Below are 20,207 nucleotides of genomic sequence, written 5' to 3' on the forward strand. Positions count from 1 at the left end.
TGTCTATTCAGTGTGAGAATTATGCACGATATAACGTCAAAAGCCGATGGCTGCTAAGACCGGCTTGGCATACATGGGCGCAACTATTCGGAAAACGAATCTGCGCCATGGTCTGATTGCTGTAGATGAGGCTCATGCATCAAATCATCAATCTGATCGACTCTTTGCAATACCTTCATCATTTGTTGGGCTATTCTGCGATGCCAGGCCACCCACTGATTTACCAAACTGACATCATGGCTGAACACTTCATGCTCTCGCAACCTTGTAAACACTTCCCGATTAACCCGATCTACTTCCACCAGCAACCCATCCAGCTTGACCTGAACCTGTTCCCTGGGTTCCTCCCCTGCAATGCTTTGTATAAAACTGCTGAAGCTGGCCTCAAACGGAGCCAGGATCTCATAAAACGCTGAATCCACGGGGCGCACTCCAGGCTTCAGGGTAAGCTGATACCACTGCAACGCATTACTCAGGCTCTGGCTGCATTTAATGATTCTACTGAAGGCATCCGCGTTGATTTGAGCCATAGGCTGACGCAAGGCCTGCACTAAATAAGCATCGAACTTCTCCAACAATTCATATAAGCGATCAATCTGTTCCTGAGTATCAGAATCCCGCTCCTCTCGCACTATAATGGAAGCAACCAGTTGCGCCAGGTTATCAAGCTCTTTGCTGATGGACTGCAAAGCCAGCGGCGGCATGGTAATCGTGTTTTTATCAAGAAAGCGCAACCGGAAATGATTGCTCTCTGGTTTTTTGAAGCGTCGAGACAGAAATCGAGTCACCGACGGTTCCAGGGGAATCATAATGAGCACCCCGATCAGATTGAACAACGAATGATAAATAGCCAGCCAGAATGCTGCGTTCCCACCCATCAGTTGGCGACTGTAGGCCTCAGCAAACACACCGGAGACAAGCGGCAGCAGTAAAAGGGCAACCAGACCTGCCACCAAATTAAAACTGACATGAGACCAGGCCACCCTTTTTGCATTAGCTGTAGCGCCGATCGTAGTCAGCAACGCCGTCGAGGTCGTACCCACATTGGCACCAATTACCGCAGCCGCACCCAACTCAAGCGGAACCACCTGTGCATTCACCAAAGTGAGGATCATGGCCATGGATGCACTGGACGACTGCATGATCACTGTGAGCAAAAAGCCCATGCCCAACAGGATCATCACATGAGTAACATCAAAGCTACTCGGCCCCAGAATCATAAAGCTGTTCTTGTAGGCATCCAGGCTGCCCTGCAACAGATCCAGACCCACAAACAACAGACCGAACCCCAGCAGCGCCCCTCCAAACGCCCGCAATTGAACCCCACGGGCCAGCACATGCAAAAATGCCCCAACGCCCACCATCGGCAAGGCGAACAGCTCAACCTTAACCTGAAAACCAATAAGGGCAACGATCCAGGCGGTCATAGTCGTGCCAACATTGCTGCCAAACACTACCCAAACTGCCTGCCCCATACTCAGCAAGCGCGCATTGACAAAGCCAATAGTGGCAACCGTTATCACGCTGGAGCTTTGCACCAGCGCGGTCAGCATAAACCCAGAGATGAAACCTCGCCTTTTGGTATTCGTACCGCGATTTAGATACAGCTCCAGCTTCTCGCCTGCGGACTGCTTCAAGCCATCGGTAAGATGCATCATTCCGATAAGAAACATTCCGATTCCACCCAGCAAGGCACCCAATGCCAGTAACATGACTTCCCCTTTTATTCACCAACAATAAGCCTTTACATACAAGCTGATTCAGCTCACATTCAGGATCCCTTACCTATGGTATACATGATCCAACGGGCTGCCAATGCTCGCCATAACAACTATTCGGAGTGACCAATATGAAATCTATTCTTACACCATCCACACTGTTACTGGCCATGCTGGCCAGCAGCACGGTTCTAGCGGCTGACCCTTATGTAGGCGGCGGCGTGCTGTTTGTGGAAGTTTCCAACTCGGATATCAACGACGACGCATCCCTTATGGGCATCACCGGGCGCTTGGGTTCTGCCGTAAACGAGAACATCGCCGGCGAAGTGCGTGTTACCTTGGGTATAGGCGACGATAGCATCGGTTCCGGCATCTTCGAAACAGACGTTGAACTGAACAGTATGATTGGTGCCTATTTAAAAGCCGGTGTGCCCATGGGGCCCTCCTTTTACCCCTACGCCGTGCTGGGTTTCACTCGTACCGAGCGCGAGTACTCCAACCCCGTTTTCGGCAACGATTCAGATAGCGACACTGACGTATCCTACGGGCTGGGCGTTGATTTAAGCCTGGATCGCAAGATGAGCCTAAATGTGGAATACATGAACTACTATGATAAAGACGGGACTGAGATAAGCGGCTTTTCTATCGGGATAGCATCAAAGATCTGATCAGGAAGCCCCACAGGCGGGGTTAATACACCCCGCCTTGTTAACGATAGGATTCCCGTAAGAACAAGACTGGCTTGTTATCGGAAAGATCACCAAAGATAGCCTGTCCATATGGGTTCTGACGCAAGCCATCCCCATTGTAGTCGTAGCATAGCCAATGCTCACCGCACTCTTCACCGGGCGTGTTATCCGTAGTGTCTGTATCCAGTATCCACGTTAGAGTGGCGCTGCCGGAATTGGGGTTAGCCGAACCGTCATACCCCGGCGCAGCCAAGCTCACCAGGGAATAGCCTGCTGCCGAACTGACTCCCGCAATCGACGTTTCACCCGCGTCCAGATTGCCACTGAAGGCCGACAATCCAAAATCAGTATCCGCTACCACAGTGCCCAGGCAGACACCATTATCGGCTGAGTTATTCACAAAATTGCCGGTGCTATCCCAGTATTGCAATCGCAACATCATGATCAGGGGTGTCTGAACCGAACCATGGGTGTTATCAATCCATCCACGCCCGTAACGAAGATTGGTACCTTGAATATCGTCAATCAAATACGCAGCGCAGCCGCCGGACTGATAACAAACATCATCCGTCACGCCTGCACCCAGGGTTTCGGTTACTGTCAGGTCGGCACTCGATATTGAGTAATCCAACAAGGGATCCCATGGCACATCTCCACTGTCGGGCTGATCATTTAGTTTGTTAATTACAAACTGATGGGCCGTTGTGCTGAACACGGCGGCACCATCATAAATATCCGCGCCAGTCCACGAGCGAGTAACGCTGCTGCTGTTCTCAGTGAAACATCCAGCCGCTATCCCACCAACACCATCCAGACAAGCGGACCCTGTTGCAGGGCTGGCCGAATCCAACTCGATAGTGTGCTGTGGTAAAGGCAGGCTCCAGAATGCGCCGCCGTAATTATTGGCAGTGGCGCCCAAAACATTGACTGCGGTTACGGTGATACTGGGTTCGCTCACAAAGCCAAACCCCTGCCCCTGGTAAGTAAAATCGCAGGTCCAGGGGCTGACATCATCATTACCATCCCGTAACTGTGGCCCATCATCTGATATCAGGAACTGATCAGGATAGAAGCGACCCACATAATCAATAGCACCGGTTACGTTGCTGCTGCCCAGATAGCTGCCACTCTGCAACTGTGCATCAAGCTGAATAATACCCACCTCATCAAAGCGCACCGAAGCCGTACCCGCGCCAGAGCTAAATGCACTGATGGTAGTTGCCCCCGCCAAACCAGGATCAACGACTCCGGCCAACGATGGGCTCGGCAGCAGCAAAGTCGAGCTTAGACTAACGGATTCCCCTTCGTTACCGAACGCCGGTGTGGCGGCGTTATCGGACAAGTCGGCACCTGCATCCGCGACACCATCATCATCGCTGTCATCCACTCCTTGGTGAACCACTGCACGCGCCATTAAGTCAAAGGTTTCGCCTGCTTTAATAAAGGCTGAACCGGCAGCGGAGGTAGCCGCCGGGTTATTGGTAGGTGTGGCCCGTTGTGTTGTGGCCAGCAGATAAAAAGCAAAAGGCCTTACGGTGTAGTCGGCACTGCTGGCGTTGATCGTAATGGGCTGGTTATTGATATCCAACACCAAGCCGGAGCTGTCATCTGTCAGATTAAGAGCATACTGACCCACATCGCTGGTTAGCAATTGAGTGCTAGCAAGCCCCTGCACGAAATTGAGCGTTAAATTATCGGCACCCGGTGTGGCCGAAGGCAAACTCACACCCGTCACCTCTGGTGCCACGCCTCCGGCATCGTTGGCGCTACGAGTAATCCACGCCTTCAGGTCAATATCACCCTGGTATTCTTCAAATCGCCCACAACTACCCGAAACCGGATCCAATCTTAACATCTCAACTTCAAGGGCATGATTTCTGCCCGCAATAAAATCGTTTCCGAGAGTATCGGTTACGTTAATTTGCAGAGCATTCTCATTAAAGGCAATCACAGAGGAAACACCTGTCGCTGTGCCACCGCTCTCAGTTGCCGTAACCGTCAGCTCATCGGCATGAGTGTTGCTGAGATTCAGCACTACCTGACCATTGTCACCTGCTGCAAAGCTGTATTGCACGGCGCCATCATCATTACTGTCTGTAGAGGGAATCAGTGTGCCAAAACCACTACTGGACCAATTGCCATGATTGCTGCTGGTGCTAATATCTACCGGGCCGGTGAAACCAGTATAAGTGGTGCCATCTGCCGCCAATGCACGAATGGTGACTTCTGTGGGCGCACACACACTGGCTGTGGCTGCCGCCGTAACTTCAAACCCGTCCAATATGGAGGCGCAGGGATTGGTGGCATTCATATCCGCCAATACCTCGGCGCCGCTCAGTGAGCGGTCATACAGTTTCACCTCATCAATTAAACCGCGCCAGCGTCTTCCGGTGATTCCCTGATCCGCCCCGATTTCCATAGGGTCACTATTGGTAACCAGGGTCTCACCACTGTAGGTTCGAAACGCCACCTCAGCACCATCCAAGTAGATGCTCTGTCGAGTTTGAGAATACACAATTGCTACGTGATGCCAATTGCCTAACGTTATGCGGGATGCGCCTGAATCGAATGACCTGGTTGTGGTACCGCTGCGAGTGCTTTGCCACCACCAGAATATTTGTCCACTGTTATTAATGTGAAATTCGTAGTTCTCATCTTTGGAGAAAATCGACTTGAGATTATCAGGCCCGTAGGCGTCCAAACGAATCCAAGCCGTAATAGCCAGCTCATTGGTTAGATCCAGCAACGGATTGTCGTTGACTCGAATTAAGTTACTGCCATCAAGCTGCGCGCCATTACACACTTGAGCAGGCACCGATTGTGGATTATTGACGCCAGTACCATGCAACCGGTTGTAGGAGGAATCCAAGACCTCCCCCACCGTTCCATTCCAGGTTGGGCCTTCAAGCTTGTAGTAAGCAACCAGCCCCGTACTGCTGGCAAATGAATCCACACAGGTATAGAGATTGGCATTGGGAACATCGACGAAAGATCCTCCACTTGGGCCTTGCCACTGCAAGTGCATGGTTTTACTTGAAAACGCCACACCCTCTTTATAGAACTCGACTTTCAAGGGATACCGCTGGCCTGCGACCAGAGCAATAGTACTGCTGTTGGCTGTGGCTCGACCTGCCGACCATCGGTTGATGATCTGAGTGTTTGCCAGATCCCCCAACCACACCCTTGAGCCATCTTCAGAGGTGCTGCGAAAAACATAGTTGCCACTTACGTCTGGTTCAATGTACCCCTCCCAACGAATCGAAAAGCCGCTAAAAAACGATCCTGCAGGCCACGTAAATATCCCCCAATCGAAAGCGATATTGCTATCTACCCGCTGGAACTGATACCCACCTGAAAGCGTTTCGTTACCCCAGTAGCTGGCAGCCATACCGTTTTGTTGCGTTGTGTAGTAAAAAGTATCATTTGAAACACCAATAACCTCCCCCGTTGCATCCTGCACGTTCGAGACGGTCACCGTGTAGTTAGTGTTGTTGCTCATATTCGAGCCCAACGTAAGCTGAACCTGATAACCCTCATCTGAACGCACAGCGCTTTGTACCGTAACGCTGCCACCACTTTGATTGACCACCGAGTAATTAGCAGTGTTTTCGGAGGTGACAAGATCCAGAAACTGCTGCCCATTTGCAGAATCGAAATCCACGATGATCCGATTGGATGATCCACAGACAGGGCTAACCAATAATAAACGGGGTGGCGCTATGGAGCACAAACTACCGTAGTCTGCATCATCAACAGCACTCGAGTCGTAGTTAACAGAAGCCCCGCCGCCGACACTGATAGACCCTGCAGCCGTCAGCGCACCATTTATTTGCACGCTGCTTGATCCGTTAACCGTGGCATTGCCTGTGACATAAATCAGCGCATTCACCCTAGCTTGCCCCGACATCTGAAAATTGCCATTTACAATAACGATCAGGTCTTCAGGGTTTCCACTGGCATTCAAACTACTTGTACCTGATAGCTGCAGGCCGCCATTAAAATACAAACGCGTAGTAGTACCACCTGTAGTTAGAGTTCCACCTGACAAATTAGTCGTTGAATAGTGATAATCGCCCGGCCCTAGCGTGTTATTCAACGTTAACGGTGCAGCCCCGGTAAAGGTAGGCAACACCGGTGCATTGGAGCTGCCGGGGGTGGTGGCGGCTGGCCAGATACTGCCGCAATCTGCAGCCCAAGCAGCACTATTTGTGAGCATGCAGACAATCAAAGCTATCAGGCGCACACTAGCTCTCCACATTCAGCACCACCGTCAATTGTCGTGAGACATAATCAAGATTCACCGGCGAGCCGGCGCTCTGAGCTTGTATATCCAGTTCGTACACTCTGACCGTGCTACCTGCTTCGTTATAATCTGCGCTGCTGCACGTGACTGTCACTTGAAACCCGTTGATGCTTAGCGTGCCTGTCGCTGCTGCACACGTGTTAGAGCTATTGATCTGATAAGCAGCCCATTCAGCACCTGCTTTAGCCGCCCAGAAAGCGCGGCTCGATTGCGTGCGGATATCAACGATTCCACTGGACACATTAAGAATCTGCGCCATAGCCCCTACCAATAGAGCAACAACCACAATCATAAATATAATGGCTGGTAATGCGATTCCCTTCTGATCTCGTCGCCGACTCATGATCGGTTCTCGATTGTGATAGAGCGGGTTAGCGTTACGCTTTCTCCAGAATCTGTCACCTGAACGGTAATAGTCAACATTCCAAAGGTTGCGTCAATCGCGGTATAGCCAAACTGGCAACTGGCAACACCATCCAGAAGCAACGCGGATGACGATCCCGATGGCGCCGATGTTGGTTGGGCCGACTGAATGGTATAACCATCGTAACGGGTAATACTGCCACCACTGCACAGGTAACTGGCCGCATTATTTACCAGGTAGAAACGCCCGGCGGCAGAACCAAGCGCAAATTGAAACGCAGGCGTCAGCGTAATTTGATTACTGCTCACCGCAGGGCTGACACTGGTTGGCGTAATGACATGACTGCCTGCCGGTACCAGCGCTCCTGTACCAAGCCCGCCATACAGATTAATACCCGCTGCCGCCATGGAAGCCGTATTTCCCATAACGATTCTTGCCCCCGCTGGCATCGTAGGCATGATACCTGGGTGCAACACATCAAACACAGAATCAAGTGAAGAAAAGTCCACAGTAGCCGAAGCTGCCGCTACGGGGTCAGCTGCAGTCGAGTCGGCTCGCTTTCGGTAACGCCCCCAATCCAGTACCGGCACCCACTCAATCGCGGTGCCACCACTTACCCTAACACTGTATGGAACAGCTGCGCGCAGATCCCGCGCCATCATCTGAATGGCCATATCGGTTCGGGCCACCAGGTCTGCGCGACGAGCAGTGGCGACATACCCCAGCATCTGATTACCAAGCATGGTAGACACCAGCACAGCCACCACCCCCATCAGCGAGATGGAGATAACCAGCTCCACCAAGGTGAAGCCACGAATGCTAGATACAGGCCGGTGTGCTTTCATAATCAGTTCGATAGCCAGTGACGCTGGTGGTCTCATTTAAAGGGCTGGTGATGTTAACAACCACACTCAGGGCGCAGTTGGTTGGCACAGTACCAAGATCACCGGCATCTATACTCTGAACAGAGATCGAAACACTGTAACCGGACAACCCGCTGACACTTGCCCCGTTGGGTAGCGTTATACTGCTACTTGAATAATTATGGTAATCACACACGTTGTTGAAGTTCTCCCGATTACCACTGGGAGCAGCAGGGCAAACGGTGCCCGATGGATCAAGATACGGTTTCAGCAATGCTTCTTCCAAATATGATTCTGCCAGTGAAATAGCCTGTGTGCGCACCATGGGATCGGAGCTGCGTCCGACAATAGAAGAATAAGCCGTCATCAACCCCACCACGAGCACACCGGCGATGGCGATGGCCATCACTAATTCAACCAAGGTTGTACCCTGCTGGCGTGGAATGAAAGGTCTACTGCACATAGCCTGTCGCACCCTCCACCGTAATCACGTATGCCCCCACAGTAATTTGTGCTGCACTCCCCAGCACCGCCAGACTACTGTTCATGGCTCGGCCACGTCCGTCAAATAGTAATGGATCTACCGTCGCAGAATAAGTCGTACCGGTCGGCAATGCATCAAGTTCAGTAAATCCTGATTCAAAATCACCAGGGTTAACAATATCTGCCGCCACAAAGCCATTCGTGCTATCGCAGTCACTATCAACGGACACACGAAATCCGCTGGCAGTAAAATCGATCTGCGTTATACAACCACTACCTGCAGCCTTGGCCTGAGCGTAACGAGTGGCCTTCAGAACATCGTCGTAGAAGGTTCTGATTTCATACACATCACTGGAAGCAAAACGGGGTCCGACTACAACAGCCAGGACCCCGATAATGGTGATTACAGTGATGAGCTCGATTAGGGTGAAGCCATTTTTCGATCCAGCACTAGTCATCGTCTCACACGGTGTTAACAGCCCGCAACGGCACTAAACGCAGGAGCACCACCATTAGGCGCTGCTGTATAAGTAAACGAACAAGCTCCATTGGTTACACTTATCACGCCCGCACTGTCCTGAGCACATGTGAAATCTGTGGCGAGCTGTGCAGCGGTGCATATATCACCCGCTAAAGTGTTGGTTCTATCTGCATCCAAGGTTCCTGTTGGGTAGCCATATACCATGGCGATAGCTTCCCCTTCCAGTGTGACGGTAGCTGTAGCTGCACTCGCATCACAGGCAGCGGAAGCCAAACAAGCAGCATGAGAAATCGCAGATGCTGACTTAGCCGAACCCAACGCACCTTCCGTTGCAGCCCGCTCAGCATCGCCGCTCAAATCAGCAAACCGAGGCAGCGCGAACGCAGAAAGAATGCCCAAGATCACGATGACCATGATGAGTTCGATTAACGTAAAACCCGATTGTTGCTTTTTCATTGTTCTACCTCTTGAGATAAGACTAAATTCGAATCATTAATTGATGGTGGTAATTACTTCGCCCGTCCTGGCGTTGTAAACGATGTTGTCACCCTTATCGGTACGCCGATAAAGAAAACGACAATTGCCGTTTACGGTATCCACTAAATAATCAGAGTTGGCCGCCACACTGGCAGAAACCGAAGGTGCATTCGCAACCAACACCCCTCTCCAAATTCGTACACAACGTTCGGAACTATCCATTACGTCACTGTTGTTAGAGCCCGCACCCTGACCAACATCGGTAGGCCAGCCTTCGGAGCTGGTGGCCACATCATCATTGCCAAAGCCATCCACACCATCCACGGCCAAGGAATCTCCATTGGCAACCCACTGACTTCGCACCAGCACCACAGCCGACGCCATCGCGCCACCGGCACCGAACACCGCAGCCTCATGAGCATTGTCATAAGTGTCCAGCATTCGTGGCAAAGCTACTGCAGCCAGAATCGAAATTAGCGCGATCACCACCACCATTTCAATGAGGGTGAAGCCTTGGTTGCTAATAGTGCCCTTAAGGTTGTCCGTTAAAGTCTTTGTTTTCACAACGTTTCTTGAATTCAGGGTTTGTTTCATAACTATAGTCCAGAATTTCTATGGCACATGCCGTTTAACGATTCTTTACAACCTTCCATCACGATTTGATTAACGCTTCATCGCAGATCCCAGCTCCCACATCGGTAAGAACACGCCCAACGCCAACACCAACACAAGAATTCCCAGAAAAACCAAAACGATAGGCTCAATGGCGTCAGCTAATCCTTTAAGGTCGTAATCTACCTCTTCATCGTAGAAATCCGCCACATCGTGTAACAACTTGTCCAAAGAGCCGGTCTCTTCACCAATTGCAATCATCTGAAGCACCAGATCGGAGAAAATACCCGCCGCAGATGAGGTACGCGCCAATGAATCGCCACGCTCAACCCCCCGCCGAATGGAATCAATGTTCGTTGCAATGTATTCGTTTCCGACCGTAGGGCCGACTATGGTCAGCGCTTGCAAAACCGGCACGCCGGATTCGAAGGTCATGGCAAAACTGCGCGCAAAACGGGACAGGGCTATCTTCTCAAAAATTCCGCCAATAACAGGTAACTTGAGTTTCGCCTGATCCCACCACAGGCGCCCCTTGGGCGTGTTGATGTAATGCAGAAACCCAAATATGGTGCCGCCAATAACCCCAAACACCAGCCACCAGTACTCCACTGTGAAATTGGAAACCGCCACCAGTATTTGCGTAGGCATAGGCAGTTCAGCCCCCACCTTGGAGAATACTTTTGCGAACTGGGGGATAACGAACATATTTACAATCATCATGGCAACAAACATGGCTCCCATTACAAACATGGGGTAGCGCATTGCCTGAGTCATTCGATTACGGGTGTCTCGCTCCATTTCAATGTGAGATATCAGCTTGGAAAATGCATCCTCCAAGCGCCCCGTGTTTTCTCCCACGTGAATCATGCTGATGAACATTGAATTAAAAATCTTGCTGTGAGCACTCATGGCATTCGCCAGGCTCGAGCCAGTGGCCAGACGCACATTCACATCCGACAATGCCTCTTTAATCTGTTCGGACTTGCTGATTTCGGTCAGCCCCGCAATCGCCTGTATTATCGGTATACCCGCGCGCGTCAAGGCTCGCATTTGCCGACACAACATAATCAGGTCATCGTATGTAACCTTTTTCTGAAATGAGATCTTCAGCGCCGCAGCAGCTTTGCTTTTTACTTCCGCCTCGGTAATCGCAACCGGGATAATAGACTGATTCTGCAACTGGATAGCCGCAGCCTGGGCATTGGTAGCTTCCAGCTTGCCGGAAACTTCCCCCCCCTGAGCATTGCGACCACGATAGTTGAACGTCTGCATGGGTTAACGATCTTCCAGCGATGCGGTTATCTTGAAGACTTCCTGAACCGAGGTAACACCCATCCGTGCGTAATCCAAAGCACACTGACTCAAGCTGCGAAAATGTGGATTGTCAGCAGCGGCACGAGCAAATTCAGCGGCATCTCCCTTGCGCAAGGCGTACAACAGATTTTCATCCATCTCCAGTAATTCATAGACACCTATGCGGCCTGAGTAGCCCGTATTGTTGCAGTGGTGACAACCGGTTCCTTTATGGAACTTGGCATCCAGTGCCGTACTGTCAATATGGCCCAACCAGGTCAGTTCCTGGGAGCTTAATTCATAAGGCTGCTTACAATGCTCACATATCTTTCGCACCAAACGCTGAGCGATTACGGCTCGCAACGACGATGCCACCAAAAATGCATCACACCCCATATCAATAAGGCGCATTGCCGTAGAAACGGAATCATTGGTGTGTAATGTGGACAACACCATGTGCCCCGTCATCGCTGCACGCAAGCCAATTTCCGCGGTTTCGTGATCCCGCATCTCCCCCACCAAGATCACATCGGGATCCTGGCGCAGCGCGGTTCGCAAAACCGATGAAAAGGTTAACCCAATTTTGGAACTGATCTGAACCTGATTAATACGCGGCAATCTATATTCAATCGGATCCTCTGCGGTAATCACTTTTCGCTCAGGAATATTTAATTTGCTCAACGCCGCATACAACGTTGTGGTTTTACCGCTGCCTGTAGGCCCGGTAACCAACACCATGCCATAAGGGCGCTCAATCAGATTTTCGAATCGATGAAGAATAGTTTCAGGCATGCCCAGTTTATCCATGGAAAGCATACCCGCTGATTGATCCAGCAAACGCATAACCACACATTCGCCGTAAGGAACCGGCAAGGTGGACAAGCGCACATCGATGCTTTTTCCCAGCACACGCACATTGAAGCGGCCATCCTGTGGCAGGCGCTTCTCAGATATATCCAAGCCCGACATGATTTTTAAGCGAGATACAAGGGCAGGCGCAATACGACGCTCCTTCATCACTTGCTCTTGCAGCTCGCCATCAATACGCAAACGCACACGCAACACTTGCTCATCAGGTTCGATGTGAATATCCGAGGCGCGCACCTGTACGGCATCTTCAAAAATACTCTGCAGCAGACGCACCACCGGTGCCTCTGCGGTATCCGTGGTTGTGGCCAGGCTTTCCAGATCGAAGTCCGTACTTTCCAGTTCAGAATCCAGCTCCACTGCAATGGAGGCGATCTGTTCTGAACGTCGATAGGAGCGATCCATCGCGCTTAGCAATTCCTGCTCTTTGACAAAAGCAGGATGCACGGGGCGCTTCAGAATTCGTTGCAGTTCATCGATGGCTATCAGATCAAGAGGATCAGCCATGCCAACCAGGATGCCGTCTGGCTGCTCTGCTAAAAGTATCGCACGGAAACGCCGGGAGTAAGTTTCCGGCATCATCCTGATCAGCTCACTGTTTAGGCGAAACCGAGCCAAATCAACAAAGGGATAGCCAAAATGATTGGCCATGGTCTGCAGCATTTGGCCTTCGGTGACAAAGCCAAGATCCACCACCACCTTGCCGATTTTCTTACCGGTTCGCTTCTGTTCATCCAGTGCTTTTTTTAGCTGTTCATCAACTATCAAGCCTTTGGATACAAGCAAATCACCAATGCGGACTTTCGGTGGTGCCTTTGAGGGTTCCATCGCTTACTGAGCCTCCGCCGAGCTATCTTCTGCTGATCCCTCACCTTCATTATCCTCTTCGTCTTGCTGAATAGGGGATTGATTCAGATTGGGAAAATAAGGTTGGAAGCGCTCTTCTATTGCATCAACCTCCTGCGCATAACCGCTATCATCGACAACGTAGGGCTTAAGCAGAATAACCAGTTCGCTTTTGGTTTTACGCTGCAGCTTCTGACTGAAGAGCAAATCACCAATCAGGGGTATATCCCCCAGAAAAGGTATTTGTGAGGTCTCCTCTTTGAAACTGTCCTGCATCAAACCACCGATCACCACTACCTGACCACTGAGAGCACGGACAATGCTGTCAGTTTCACGAATGGTGCTAAAGGCCAGCGGCAACGACAAAGCATCATCTCCCAGGCCTATATCCTTGCGCTTTTCAACGACTTCAGAAATAGAGGGGTGTACATGAAGGATAACCTCACCGGTATCCGAAATTTGCGGCGTCACATCCAATGCGATACCCGAAAAGAAAGGGGTTAAAGTAATATCTGGCGTATCACTAACAGTTGATGACGTAGTAGTGGTTGTGCTGGATATGTCGGTTACGAAGAACTCATCCGAGCCAACTTTAATAACGGCTTTTTGATTGTTAAGAGTGGAAATACGCGGACTGGACAACACCTTCACATTGCCCTGCAATTCAAGCAGATTCAACACCGCAGTGAAATCCGTAAAGTTCGCACCTAACGTGAAGACGCCACCAATCAGGGACACATTCTCACTTACCAGGGAACTAAAATCTGCCTGATCCAGGCCAGCTGCCACTCTGTTGTCGCTGGTCTCCAGGCTACCATTATAACCCTCACCAAAAGTGTCCCAGCGAATGCCTGTGGCATAGCCCTGCGATAACTCCACCTCTAGTATTTTCGCTTCAATCAAAACCTGCTGTTTCAGGCTAAGCTGTGCACTGTCCAGAAAGTTCTGGGCCTCACGCAACTCTGATGGCAGCGCTCTCACTACCGCGATCCCCGACACCGGATCTACCACCACACTGCGGCCATCACCGCCGCCTACAATCATGCTGAGTACGTTCTGCAATTGCTGCCAGAATGCACTATTGCTTTCTGTCTTAATATTACTGCTCTGTTGCACTTCAGTTTCGCGGGAGCTGCTGGTGCTGCTGCCATTACTATCATCCTGCCCGGTAGTACTGACCTGACCACTGCTAACAGAGGTAGTGGATACACCCAAACGATTTATATTCAAGTAGTTAATTCTAAACACCCGGCTCTGCATGGTTTTTGGCAGGATCTGGTAGCCATAAGGTTTGCGTACAAAATCGAAACCATAGGCATCGCGTACCGCTTTCAGAGTTTCTTCCAAGTTCACGTTGCGTAAGCGAATCGATATATTGCCGGTAACATCAGGATGCACAATCATGTTAACGGAGGTTCCATGCACCAAGCTCATAAAAAACTGACGTGCTGGAGTATCCGCAGCCGTCACATCAAAGCGAGGCATCTTCACCTCTTGCCTGCGGGCTGCCCTGGCAGCGGGCTTTGCCTGTGTGTTTGGCTGTTGCTGTGCAGCAGGCGCTGCAGCCTGAGGATTTGCTTCTGGTGCAGGCTTAGTGGCCGCAGGTTTGGCCTGGGCAGGCTGTGACTCTGACGTTGGCTTATACCAGGAGGCACAACTGGCAAGCATCACAATGCTCACCAGCGCGACAAAGGCCCGTTTTATTTCATTCATCATGACTACTGTCCTTTCGCACTTCAGCCAGCGGCATCCGCAATGTTATTCTTTGTCCATCTCGGCTCAGCACTACGTGATCATCTTTTATCGCTGTGACTTTCGCGCCTGCCACCACATCTGAAACCCCGACAACCGACTCGTTTATAATCGCTCGCATATTATTATTGTCCTTTAGAATCATCGACAGTTTAATAGGTTGATGAACAGGCTTGGCTTTGGTGCCACCGAAGATTGGCGGGCGGGTTGGATCGCTTGCGGCAAGCGCAGGCACACCTGATGCCAACAACGATGCGAGCATGATCAATCTAATAAGAAACACGTAGCAGTTCCTCCTTAGAGCTCAATGTGTGCACCTGTAATATCAGGCTGCCTTTGGGATATTCTTCTACTACATATTCAAGATTGTCCCACAGCAGTTTGGAGGGCAGCGCTTCTACTGCTGCCAGATAATCACGCATTTGAAAAAACGTCCCACTCATTTTTATTTCCAGATCATGACGGTAGATAGCCGCTGCATTCACTTTATGCTCATCTGCCACCATCAGGCGCTGCGCCGCCCGTGATTTAACGCTTTGCACCTTCAACCCATGGCGCTCACTTAGCATTTCCCCCAACACGAACGGCATATCCTGAGGCGAAATCATGCCATCGGTTATTTTCCCGATTTGCTCATCCAGTTCGCTGTGCATGTCATTCAAGTTGCTGATTGATTTCTTCAATACAATATTGGGGTTATCGTTAATGGCTGCCTGCAATACATCAATGCGTCGATTGGACGCTTCCATGGAATTCAATAACGCAGTCTTATCCTTATCGATTTGTTCACGTTCATGTAGCCAGGGCCGCAACAGGATTTGATCGAACACGCCTAGCAACAACACTGCTATTGCCCCCAACAGGATCGCGCGCTCACGCACACTCAGCTTGTGGGCTTTTTCTTCCAGCTCCTGATATTTAATTCGCAGGTTGTTCATCATGCTGCGTACTCACACTAAATGTCAGAAAACGGTCATTTTTTTCCATGCGTTCCAAGTTAAAAACCTTAAAGCCAAAGCCCTGAAAATTGGATTCCTGTTTTAGATCTGCCACATATTCCGGAATGGCTTTCGGTTTATCCGTCACGCCATAAAGACTTAAGTCAGGCCCCGGCGATCGCATCACAATGCGGGTTAGCCATATAGAGGGGTCATCCATGTTTGCCAATGCCTGCAGATACCCTGAAAAGTGCACTTCGTGAGTATCACCTTGATGCTGCAGCTGATATAGAAACTGGCGCTTGCTTTGCAGCCCCTGCTTTAGCTGCTGCTCTTCCTGTTCCAGCCGCTTATCCAACACAATGCTGTCCACTTGCTTCTGCAGCTTTTCAATGGATGCCTCCAGCTTCAGGCGCGAGGCCTCCATATTGGATAGGGTATCTCTGGCCTGCACGGTACGGGACCAATCCAGTGCAGTGATCGCCAGCATCAAGCCCAACATGGCAGCCGCACCCAACAACACTTGCTTTAGAGGCAATACGATAACGGGCTTGCGAAAACTGTCCTGATAGAAGTTGATGCGTTGCTTAAATTCGCTCACGCCAACCTCCTAAGGCTGCACCTAACGCAGGCGCTAACAGGCCCCCATCCATGGCTGCTTGTGATTCAGCATGGATAAGGTTGTCGGCCAGTGCAAACCGCTGGGCAGCGATAGGCAGGCGCTCACTAAGCCCCTCACACCAACTATTCTGCTGTTGCGAATCGGACACCAAATAGAGCGCGGTAATACCAGACTTTCCGATCTGGCTTTCGTAATAATCCAATGAACGCTGCACATCCAGCGCAAGGTTATCTACCGGGTCCTGCTGGAATTCAATGTTTCCGGAAAACACGCCACCGCCGCTACCCAGCTCAATGGTACGGGTCAGGTAAAGGGCACCGTTCTCGACCAAATTTATGGTGCCGCCTTCGCCATTAAGATACAGAAAAGCAGCACCGCGTTCAGACAAGGCATCCATATGGCGGGCCACAGCAGCCATGGACAACTCATTAATGGTGATTCCACACAGATCCAGATCGCTGCTGTCACACAAGCCTACGATGTCTTGAATCATCGCGCGCTCAACCACCGCAACGTACAACATATTCATACGGCCCCGATATGCATCGGTGGGCAGTCTGAAGGCGTCCATTACCATTTGCTCAAGCGGCTGGGCAATCAGGTCTTTTACTTTCCAACGTACCGCTTCTCGCAGCTCTTGATCGGGAACGTCTGGTGCATCCACTAACAGCAGGTTGTAATATTGATGGCTAAGACAGATGTAGCAGGGCGCAGCCGGCGGTGGAGACGAGGCCAATAATGCCGCTAATGCCTCTTGTGGGCTGGCAAAAGATTGCTCCAACCCATGACTTTGGGTAACCTGCGGGCCAGTATCGGTCTGGCGCAGCAGGCACCAAACTGCGTGCCCTGGAGTCAAACTGATCCCCAGCACTGCGTCTGCACCTGACTTTTCTTTTTGAAACAATCGTTTAAGCCAACTACTCATTACCCTATCCCGATTTGGGAAATACTCCCATCTTAAGAAAGAGTAGACGACAATTTCTAAATGGTGATAGAAATCACGCGGTTAGGCGCAATATTTAATCAATTTATTAGCCCCTTAATTATCACGGTAGCCTCTTGTCATGCTTCATATAGTGCTGTTTCAGCCGGAAATCCCCCCCAATACCGGCAATATCATTCGTTTATGTGCCAATACAGGCATGAGCCTGCACTTGATCAAGCCGTTGGGGTTTGAGCTGGAGGATAAGAAAATGCGACGGGCAGGGTTGGACTATCACGAGTGGGCTGATCTTCAGCTTCACGACAGTTTTGATGATTTTTTGATCGCCGCACAGCCTAACCACTGTTATGCGCTGTCCACCAAAGGCAGTGGCCCCTATCACCAAGTGCACTATGAGAAAGGCGATGCGATTGTGTTCGGGCCAGAAACACGAGGCCTGCCACTGCAGATTCGCGAACATCCAGCGGTGACTGGCTGCATCCGCATCCCCATGCAGGAGAACAGTCGCAGCCTGAATCTATCCAATGCTACGGCTATCGTTTTGTATGAGGCTTGGCGCCAGCTGGGTTTTGAGGGCGCTAATCTCTGAAGCGGCTAATTAAAGGTACCAACTGACTGTTGCCAGGCCCGCATGGCACAATACATGAGCACAACAGAAGCAGGCCATTCTATTGGGGATTCCATGAAAAAAGTTGCTTTCTTTAACGTGAAAGGCGGTGTCGGTAAAACCACATCGGCGGTTAATATTGCCTGGCTGGCGGCACAGGCCGGTATGCCCACGCTGCTATGGGATCTTGACCCCCAGAGCTGTGCTTCGTGGTATTTGGGAGTCGATGATAACGATGACCACAAATCCCTGAATATTTTTAAAGGCAAAACACCCGTTGGAAAATTGCGCCTTCACACCACGCATCCCAAGCTGTCTGTAATCCCTGCTGACTTGAGCCTGCGCAAGCTGGAAATGCTGCTGGCAAACGAAGCGAAATCAGACCAGCTGCTTGAAAAGCTCACCGAACACCTGAGCGAGAAGAACAAGCTCCTGCTATTCGACTGCGCACCGGCCTACTCGAAGGTATCTGAAAATCTGTTTTACGGATGTGATGTGCTGGCGGTTCCTTTACTGCCCTCACCGTTGTCGCTGCGCTCATTCACTCAGCTGCGCACGTATCTGCAAAAAAAGAAGCGCTGGCAGAAGCTGAGGTTACTGCCATTTTTCACCATGGTGGATCGACGCCGCAAGATTCACAATGATGTCATCGACGATGCCAAAAGTATCATCGATGACGAAGATCCGATTGTGATCCCTTACGCCAGTGAATATGAAAAAATGGGCATTCACCGAGCCCCCATTCACGCCTTTGCCCCCAACAGTCAGGCAGCAAAGGCCTATGAATCCTTATGGGCTCGCTTACAGTTCGTAATTTAACCCGCACTGAATCTGGTATGAGCTGAGATCGTCATAACCGGCGATGAATTGCGCCGACAGGAAGGTTGAAAATCCATTCTTCAGCACGAACACCGAGTTAAGATCAAACTGATAGAACAAGCTATCCTGGGAGTCTGGCGTTAATTCGAAGGCGCTGGCGCTGCTGGTATCATTCACCAAGCGGAAGGCTACCGGCGAATAATCCTTGGTTTCCTCACTGATCACGCTGACTACCAGGCCTGGCACCATCACCCCCCAGTCGAAGCTCAATGCATAGGTTGTGTCCACACCGACGCTGAGGTTGAATTGATCCAGCTCTTGCTTACCGACACTCATTAACCAGGGGTTAACACCGGTTTCGCTGTAACCATCCACCGCTGCGGAAATATAATCAATACGGCCGTAAGGACGACTGGTTAATGCGCCGCTGTTGAAGGTGTATTGCACCTGGGCGCTGATGTAATAGAGTTCGCTGTCGGTATCACCGCTGACCGAATCCAGGGTCAAGGTTGATGTGTTGAAGATGGTGCGCTTGGTGGAGATGTCGCCGCTGGAGTAACCTGCCATCAGATCCACTCCGATCAGGTCACGCACCCAGGATGCATAGCCTGACAGGGTATAGACTTCGGAGTTAAGCTCACCGGCGTCCAGATCATACTCTACATCGTATTGCACCACATCGAACGCACCGCCGACATCCAGATCAGAACGCAAGCGATAGTTCAGGCCCACCATCATCCCGGTCATATCGGCATCATAGGCAGCTTCACGGCTGGTTTGATCGTGCTCGGTTTCACCGAATTTCACCGAGCCAAACACGGCCCAGCGCTGCTCCTCTGCTCCGGCTGCCGACCCCACATAGGAGTTAAGCAACAGTGTGTTGGCTCCGATTCTGCCGACACCGGCACCGTTACGCAGCAGCTGCTGGCTGGAATAGAGCCGACCCGCCTGGCTGCGCACGGTTTCCGACATCATGCGGCGCTGCATTAGAATTTCTTCGGGGGTTATTTGGCTAACAAGGTCGTTGAGCGCTTCAGGATCACTTTGCAGTAAGCCTTCCAACTCAGTACAGGCGGTGCGCAGCTCCTCAGACGGGGCCGAGCAATAAGAATCGAGCATGGCTGCAGTGGCCTTGTTGGATTCGCCCACTACAGTCGATTCAATTGGGCCTTCTTCACCACTGCTGGCTTCCAGTACTTCGATAAATACGGTGGCACTGCTACCATAGGACAAACCATCATCGTCCACCGCGGTATAGTCAAAGCTATCGGGCCCGGTATAGCCCGGATCCGGTGTATAGGTGAAGGTGTTGTCGTTATTCAGCACAAGGCTGCCGTAGAAGGGCGATCCAAATTCAGGATAAACCGACAAGGCACCGTTAGTCGCTTCATCATTTGCCAGCACGTTAATCACTACGCTGCGGCCTTGCACCACTGAGGCGCTGTCATCAGCTGCCGTGGTAGCACCATAAGTCGCCTCAGACACGGCCGCCGCCAGTACCAGCAACGGTATTCCATGGTAATTTTTCAT

General features: G+C 51.0%; 19 protein-coding genes. 3 read left to right on the top strand and 16 right to left on the bottom strand.

What is annotated here, in order from left to right:
- Positions 1–83: 83 nt before the first annotated feature.
- Positions 84–1,712: a Na/Pi cotransporter family protein gene (locus tag Kalk_RS08340; protein ID WP_101893791.1), complete on the bottom strand. Its 1,629-nt coding sequence runs from the start codon at positions 1,710–1,712 to the stop codon at positions 84–86.
- A gap of 137 nt (positions 1,713–1,849) precedes the next feature.
- Between Kalk_RS08340 and Kalk_RS08345 the strand changes: the two genes are divergently transcribed.
- Positions 1,850–2,386 carry a porin family protein gene (locus Kalk_RS08345; protein WP_101893792.1) on the top strand — a complete coding sequence of 179 codons (537 nt, stop codon included), beginning with the start codon at positions 1,850–1,852 and terminating at the stop codon, positions 2,384–2,386.
- A 40-nt stretch (positions 2,387–2,426) separates the two neighbouring features.
- Here Kalk_RS08345 and Kalk_RS08350 read toward each other — a convergent pair whose 3' ends face one another.
- The 14 genes from Kalk_RS08350 to Kalk_RS08415 form a co-directional block, all read right to left on the bottom strand.
- Positions 2,427–6,650, bottom strand: coding sequence for a DUF6701 domain-containing protein (locus Kalk_RS08350; protein ID WP_158643380.1), 4,224 nt, complete (start codon positions 6,648–6,650; stop codon positions 2,427–2,429).
- A 1-nt stretch (position 6,651) separates the two neighbouring features.
- Positions 6,652–7,053, bottom strand: a complete 402-nt coding sequence (locus tag Kalk_RS08355) for a hypothetical protein (protein WP_101893794.1) — start codon at positions 7,051–7,053, stop codon at positions 6,652–6,654.
- Positions 7,050–7,919: a PulJ/GspJ family protein gene (locus Kalk_RS08360; RefSeq protein ID WP_158643381.1), complete on the bottom strand. Its 870-nt coding sequence runs from the start codon at positions 7,917–7,919 to the stop codon at positions 7,050–7,052. Before Kalk_RS08360 ends, Kalk_RS08355 begins: the two co-directional genes overlap by 4 nt.
- Positions 7,894–8,400 (bottom strand): prepilin-type N-terminal cleavage/methylation domain-containing protein, encoded by a 507-nt coding sequence (locus Kalk_RS08365; RefSeq protein ID WP_101893796.1) that lies wholly within the window; start codon positions 8,398–8,400, stop codon positions 7,894–7,896. The genes Kalk_RS08360 and Kalk_RS08365 overlap by 26 nt, the downstream gene beginning before the upstream one ends.
- Positions 8,390–8,878 carry a prepilin-type N-terminal cleavage/methylation domain-containing protein gene (locus tag Kalk_RS08370; RefSeq protein WP_101893797.1) on the bottom strand — a complete coding sequence of 163 codons (489 nt, stop codon included), beginning with the start codon at positions 8,876–8,878 and terminating at the stop codon, positions 8,390–8,392. The genes Kalk_RS08365 and Kalk_RS08370 overlap by 11 nt, the downstream gene beginning before the upstream one ends.
- Positions 8,879–8,892: 14 nt before the next feature.
- The gene (locus tag Kalk_RS21670) at positions 8,893–9,357 is read right to left on the bottom strand and encodes a type II secretion system protein (protein ID WP_101893798.1); all 465 of its coding nucleotides are present in this window, start codon (positions 9,355–9,357) and stop codon (positions 8,893–8,895) included.
- A gap of 36 nt (positions 9,358–9,393) precedes the next feature.
- Complete coding sequence (locus Kalk_RS08380) at positions 9,394–9,942, bottom strand: type II secretion system protein (RefSeq protein ID WP_199768033.1); 549 nt, start codon at positions 9,940–9,942, stop codon at positions 9,394–9,396.
- A 99-nt stretch (positions 9,943–10,041) separates the two neighbouring features.
- A complete protein-coding gene (locus tag Kalk_RS08385; protein ID WP_101893800.1) occupies positions 10,042–11,262 on the bottom strand; it encodes a type II secretion system F family protein in 1,221 nt (406 codons plus the stop codon).
- A gap of 3 nt (positions 11,263–11,265) precedes the next feature.
- Positions 11,266–12,978 carry a GspE/PulE family protein gene (locus Kalk_RS08390; protein ID WP_101893801.1) on the bottom strand — a complete coding sequence of 571 codons (1,713 nt, stop codon included), beginning with the start codon at positions 12,976–12,978 and terminating at the stop codon, positions 11,266–11,268.
- Between the two features lie 3 nt (positions 12,979–12,981).
- Positions 12,982–14,712 carry a pilus (MSHA type) biogenesis protein MshL gene (gene mshL, locus Kalk_RS08395; RefSeq protein ID WP_101893802.1) on the bottom strand — a complete coding sequence of 577 codons (1,731 nt, stop codon included), beginning with the start codon at positions 14,710–14,712 and terminating at the stop codon, positions 12,982–12,984.
- Positions 14,702–15,031, bottom strand: coding sequence for a Type II secretory pathway component (locus tag Kalk_RS08400; protein WP_158643382.1), 330 nt, complete (start codon positions 15,029–15,031; stop codon positions 14,702–14,704). The genes mshL and Kalk_RS08400 overlap by 11 nt, the downstream gene beginning before the upstream one ends.
- Positions 15,018–15,689, bottom strand: a complete 672-nt coding sequence (locus tag Kalk_RS08405) for a hypothetical protein (RefSeq protein WP_158643383.1) — start codon at positions 15,687–15,689, stop codon at positions 15,018–15,020. The genes Kalk_RS08400 and Kalk_RS08405 overlap by 14 nt, the downstream gene beginning before the upstream one ends.
- Positions 15,667–16,287, bottom strand: a complete 621-nt coding sequence (locus Kalk_RS08410) for a hypothetical protein (protein WP_101893805.1) — start codon at positions 16,285–16,287, stop codon at positions 15,667–15,669. Before Kalk_RS08410 ends, Kalk_RS08405 begins: the two co-directional genes overlap by 23 nt.
- On the bottom strand, positions 16,274–17,233 hold the full coding sequence (locus tag Kalk_RS08415) for a hypothetical protein (RefSeq protein WP_101893806.1): 960 nt from the start codon (positions 17,231–17,233) through the stop codon (positions 16,274–16,276). Before Kalk_RS08415 ends, Kalk_RS08410 begins: the two co-directional genes overlap by 14 nt.
- A gap of 139 nt (positions 17,234–17,372) precedes the next feature.
- Between Kalk_RS08415 and trmL the strand changes: the two genes are divergently transcribed.
- Both trmL and Kalk_RS08425 read left to right on the top strand, forming a co-directional pair.
- The gene (trmL, locus tag Kalk_RS08420; protein ID WP_101893807.1) at positions 17,373–17,840 is read left to right on the top strand and encodes a tRNA (uridine(34)/cytosine(34)/5-carboxymethylaminomethyluridine(34)-2'-O)-methyltransferase TrmL; all 468 of its coding nucleotides are present in this window, start codon (positions 17,373–17,375) and stop codon (positions 17,838–17,840) included.
- A gap of 54 nt (positions 17,841–17,894) precedes the next feature.
- Positions 17,895–18,677 carry a ParA family protein gene (locus Kalk_RS08425; RefSeq protein ID WP_158643384.1) on the top strand — a complete coding sequence of 261 codons (783 nt, stop codon included), beginning with the start codon at positions 17,895–17,897 and terminating at the stop codon, positions 18,675–18,677.
- Here the strand turns inward: Kalk_RS08425 and Kalk_RS08430 are convergent.
- Positions 18,660–20,207, bottom strand: a complete 1,548-nt coding sequence (locus Kalk_RS08430) for an autotransporter outer membrane beta-barrel domain-containing protein (RefSeq protein WP_101893809.1) — start codon at positions 20,205–20,207, stop codon at positions 18,660–18,662. The two genes, Kalk_RS08425 and Kalk_RS08430, sit on opposite strands and share 18 nt — an antisense overlap.

The sequence above is a fragment of the Ketobacter alkanivorans genome, from assembly GCF_002863865.1.
GTDB lineage: Bacteria > Pseudomonadota > Gammaproteobacteria > Pseudomonadales > Ketobacteraceae > Ketobacter > Ketobacter alkanivorans.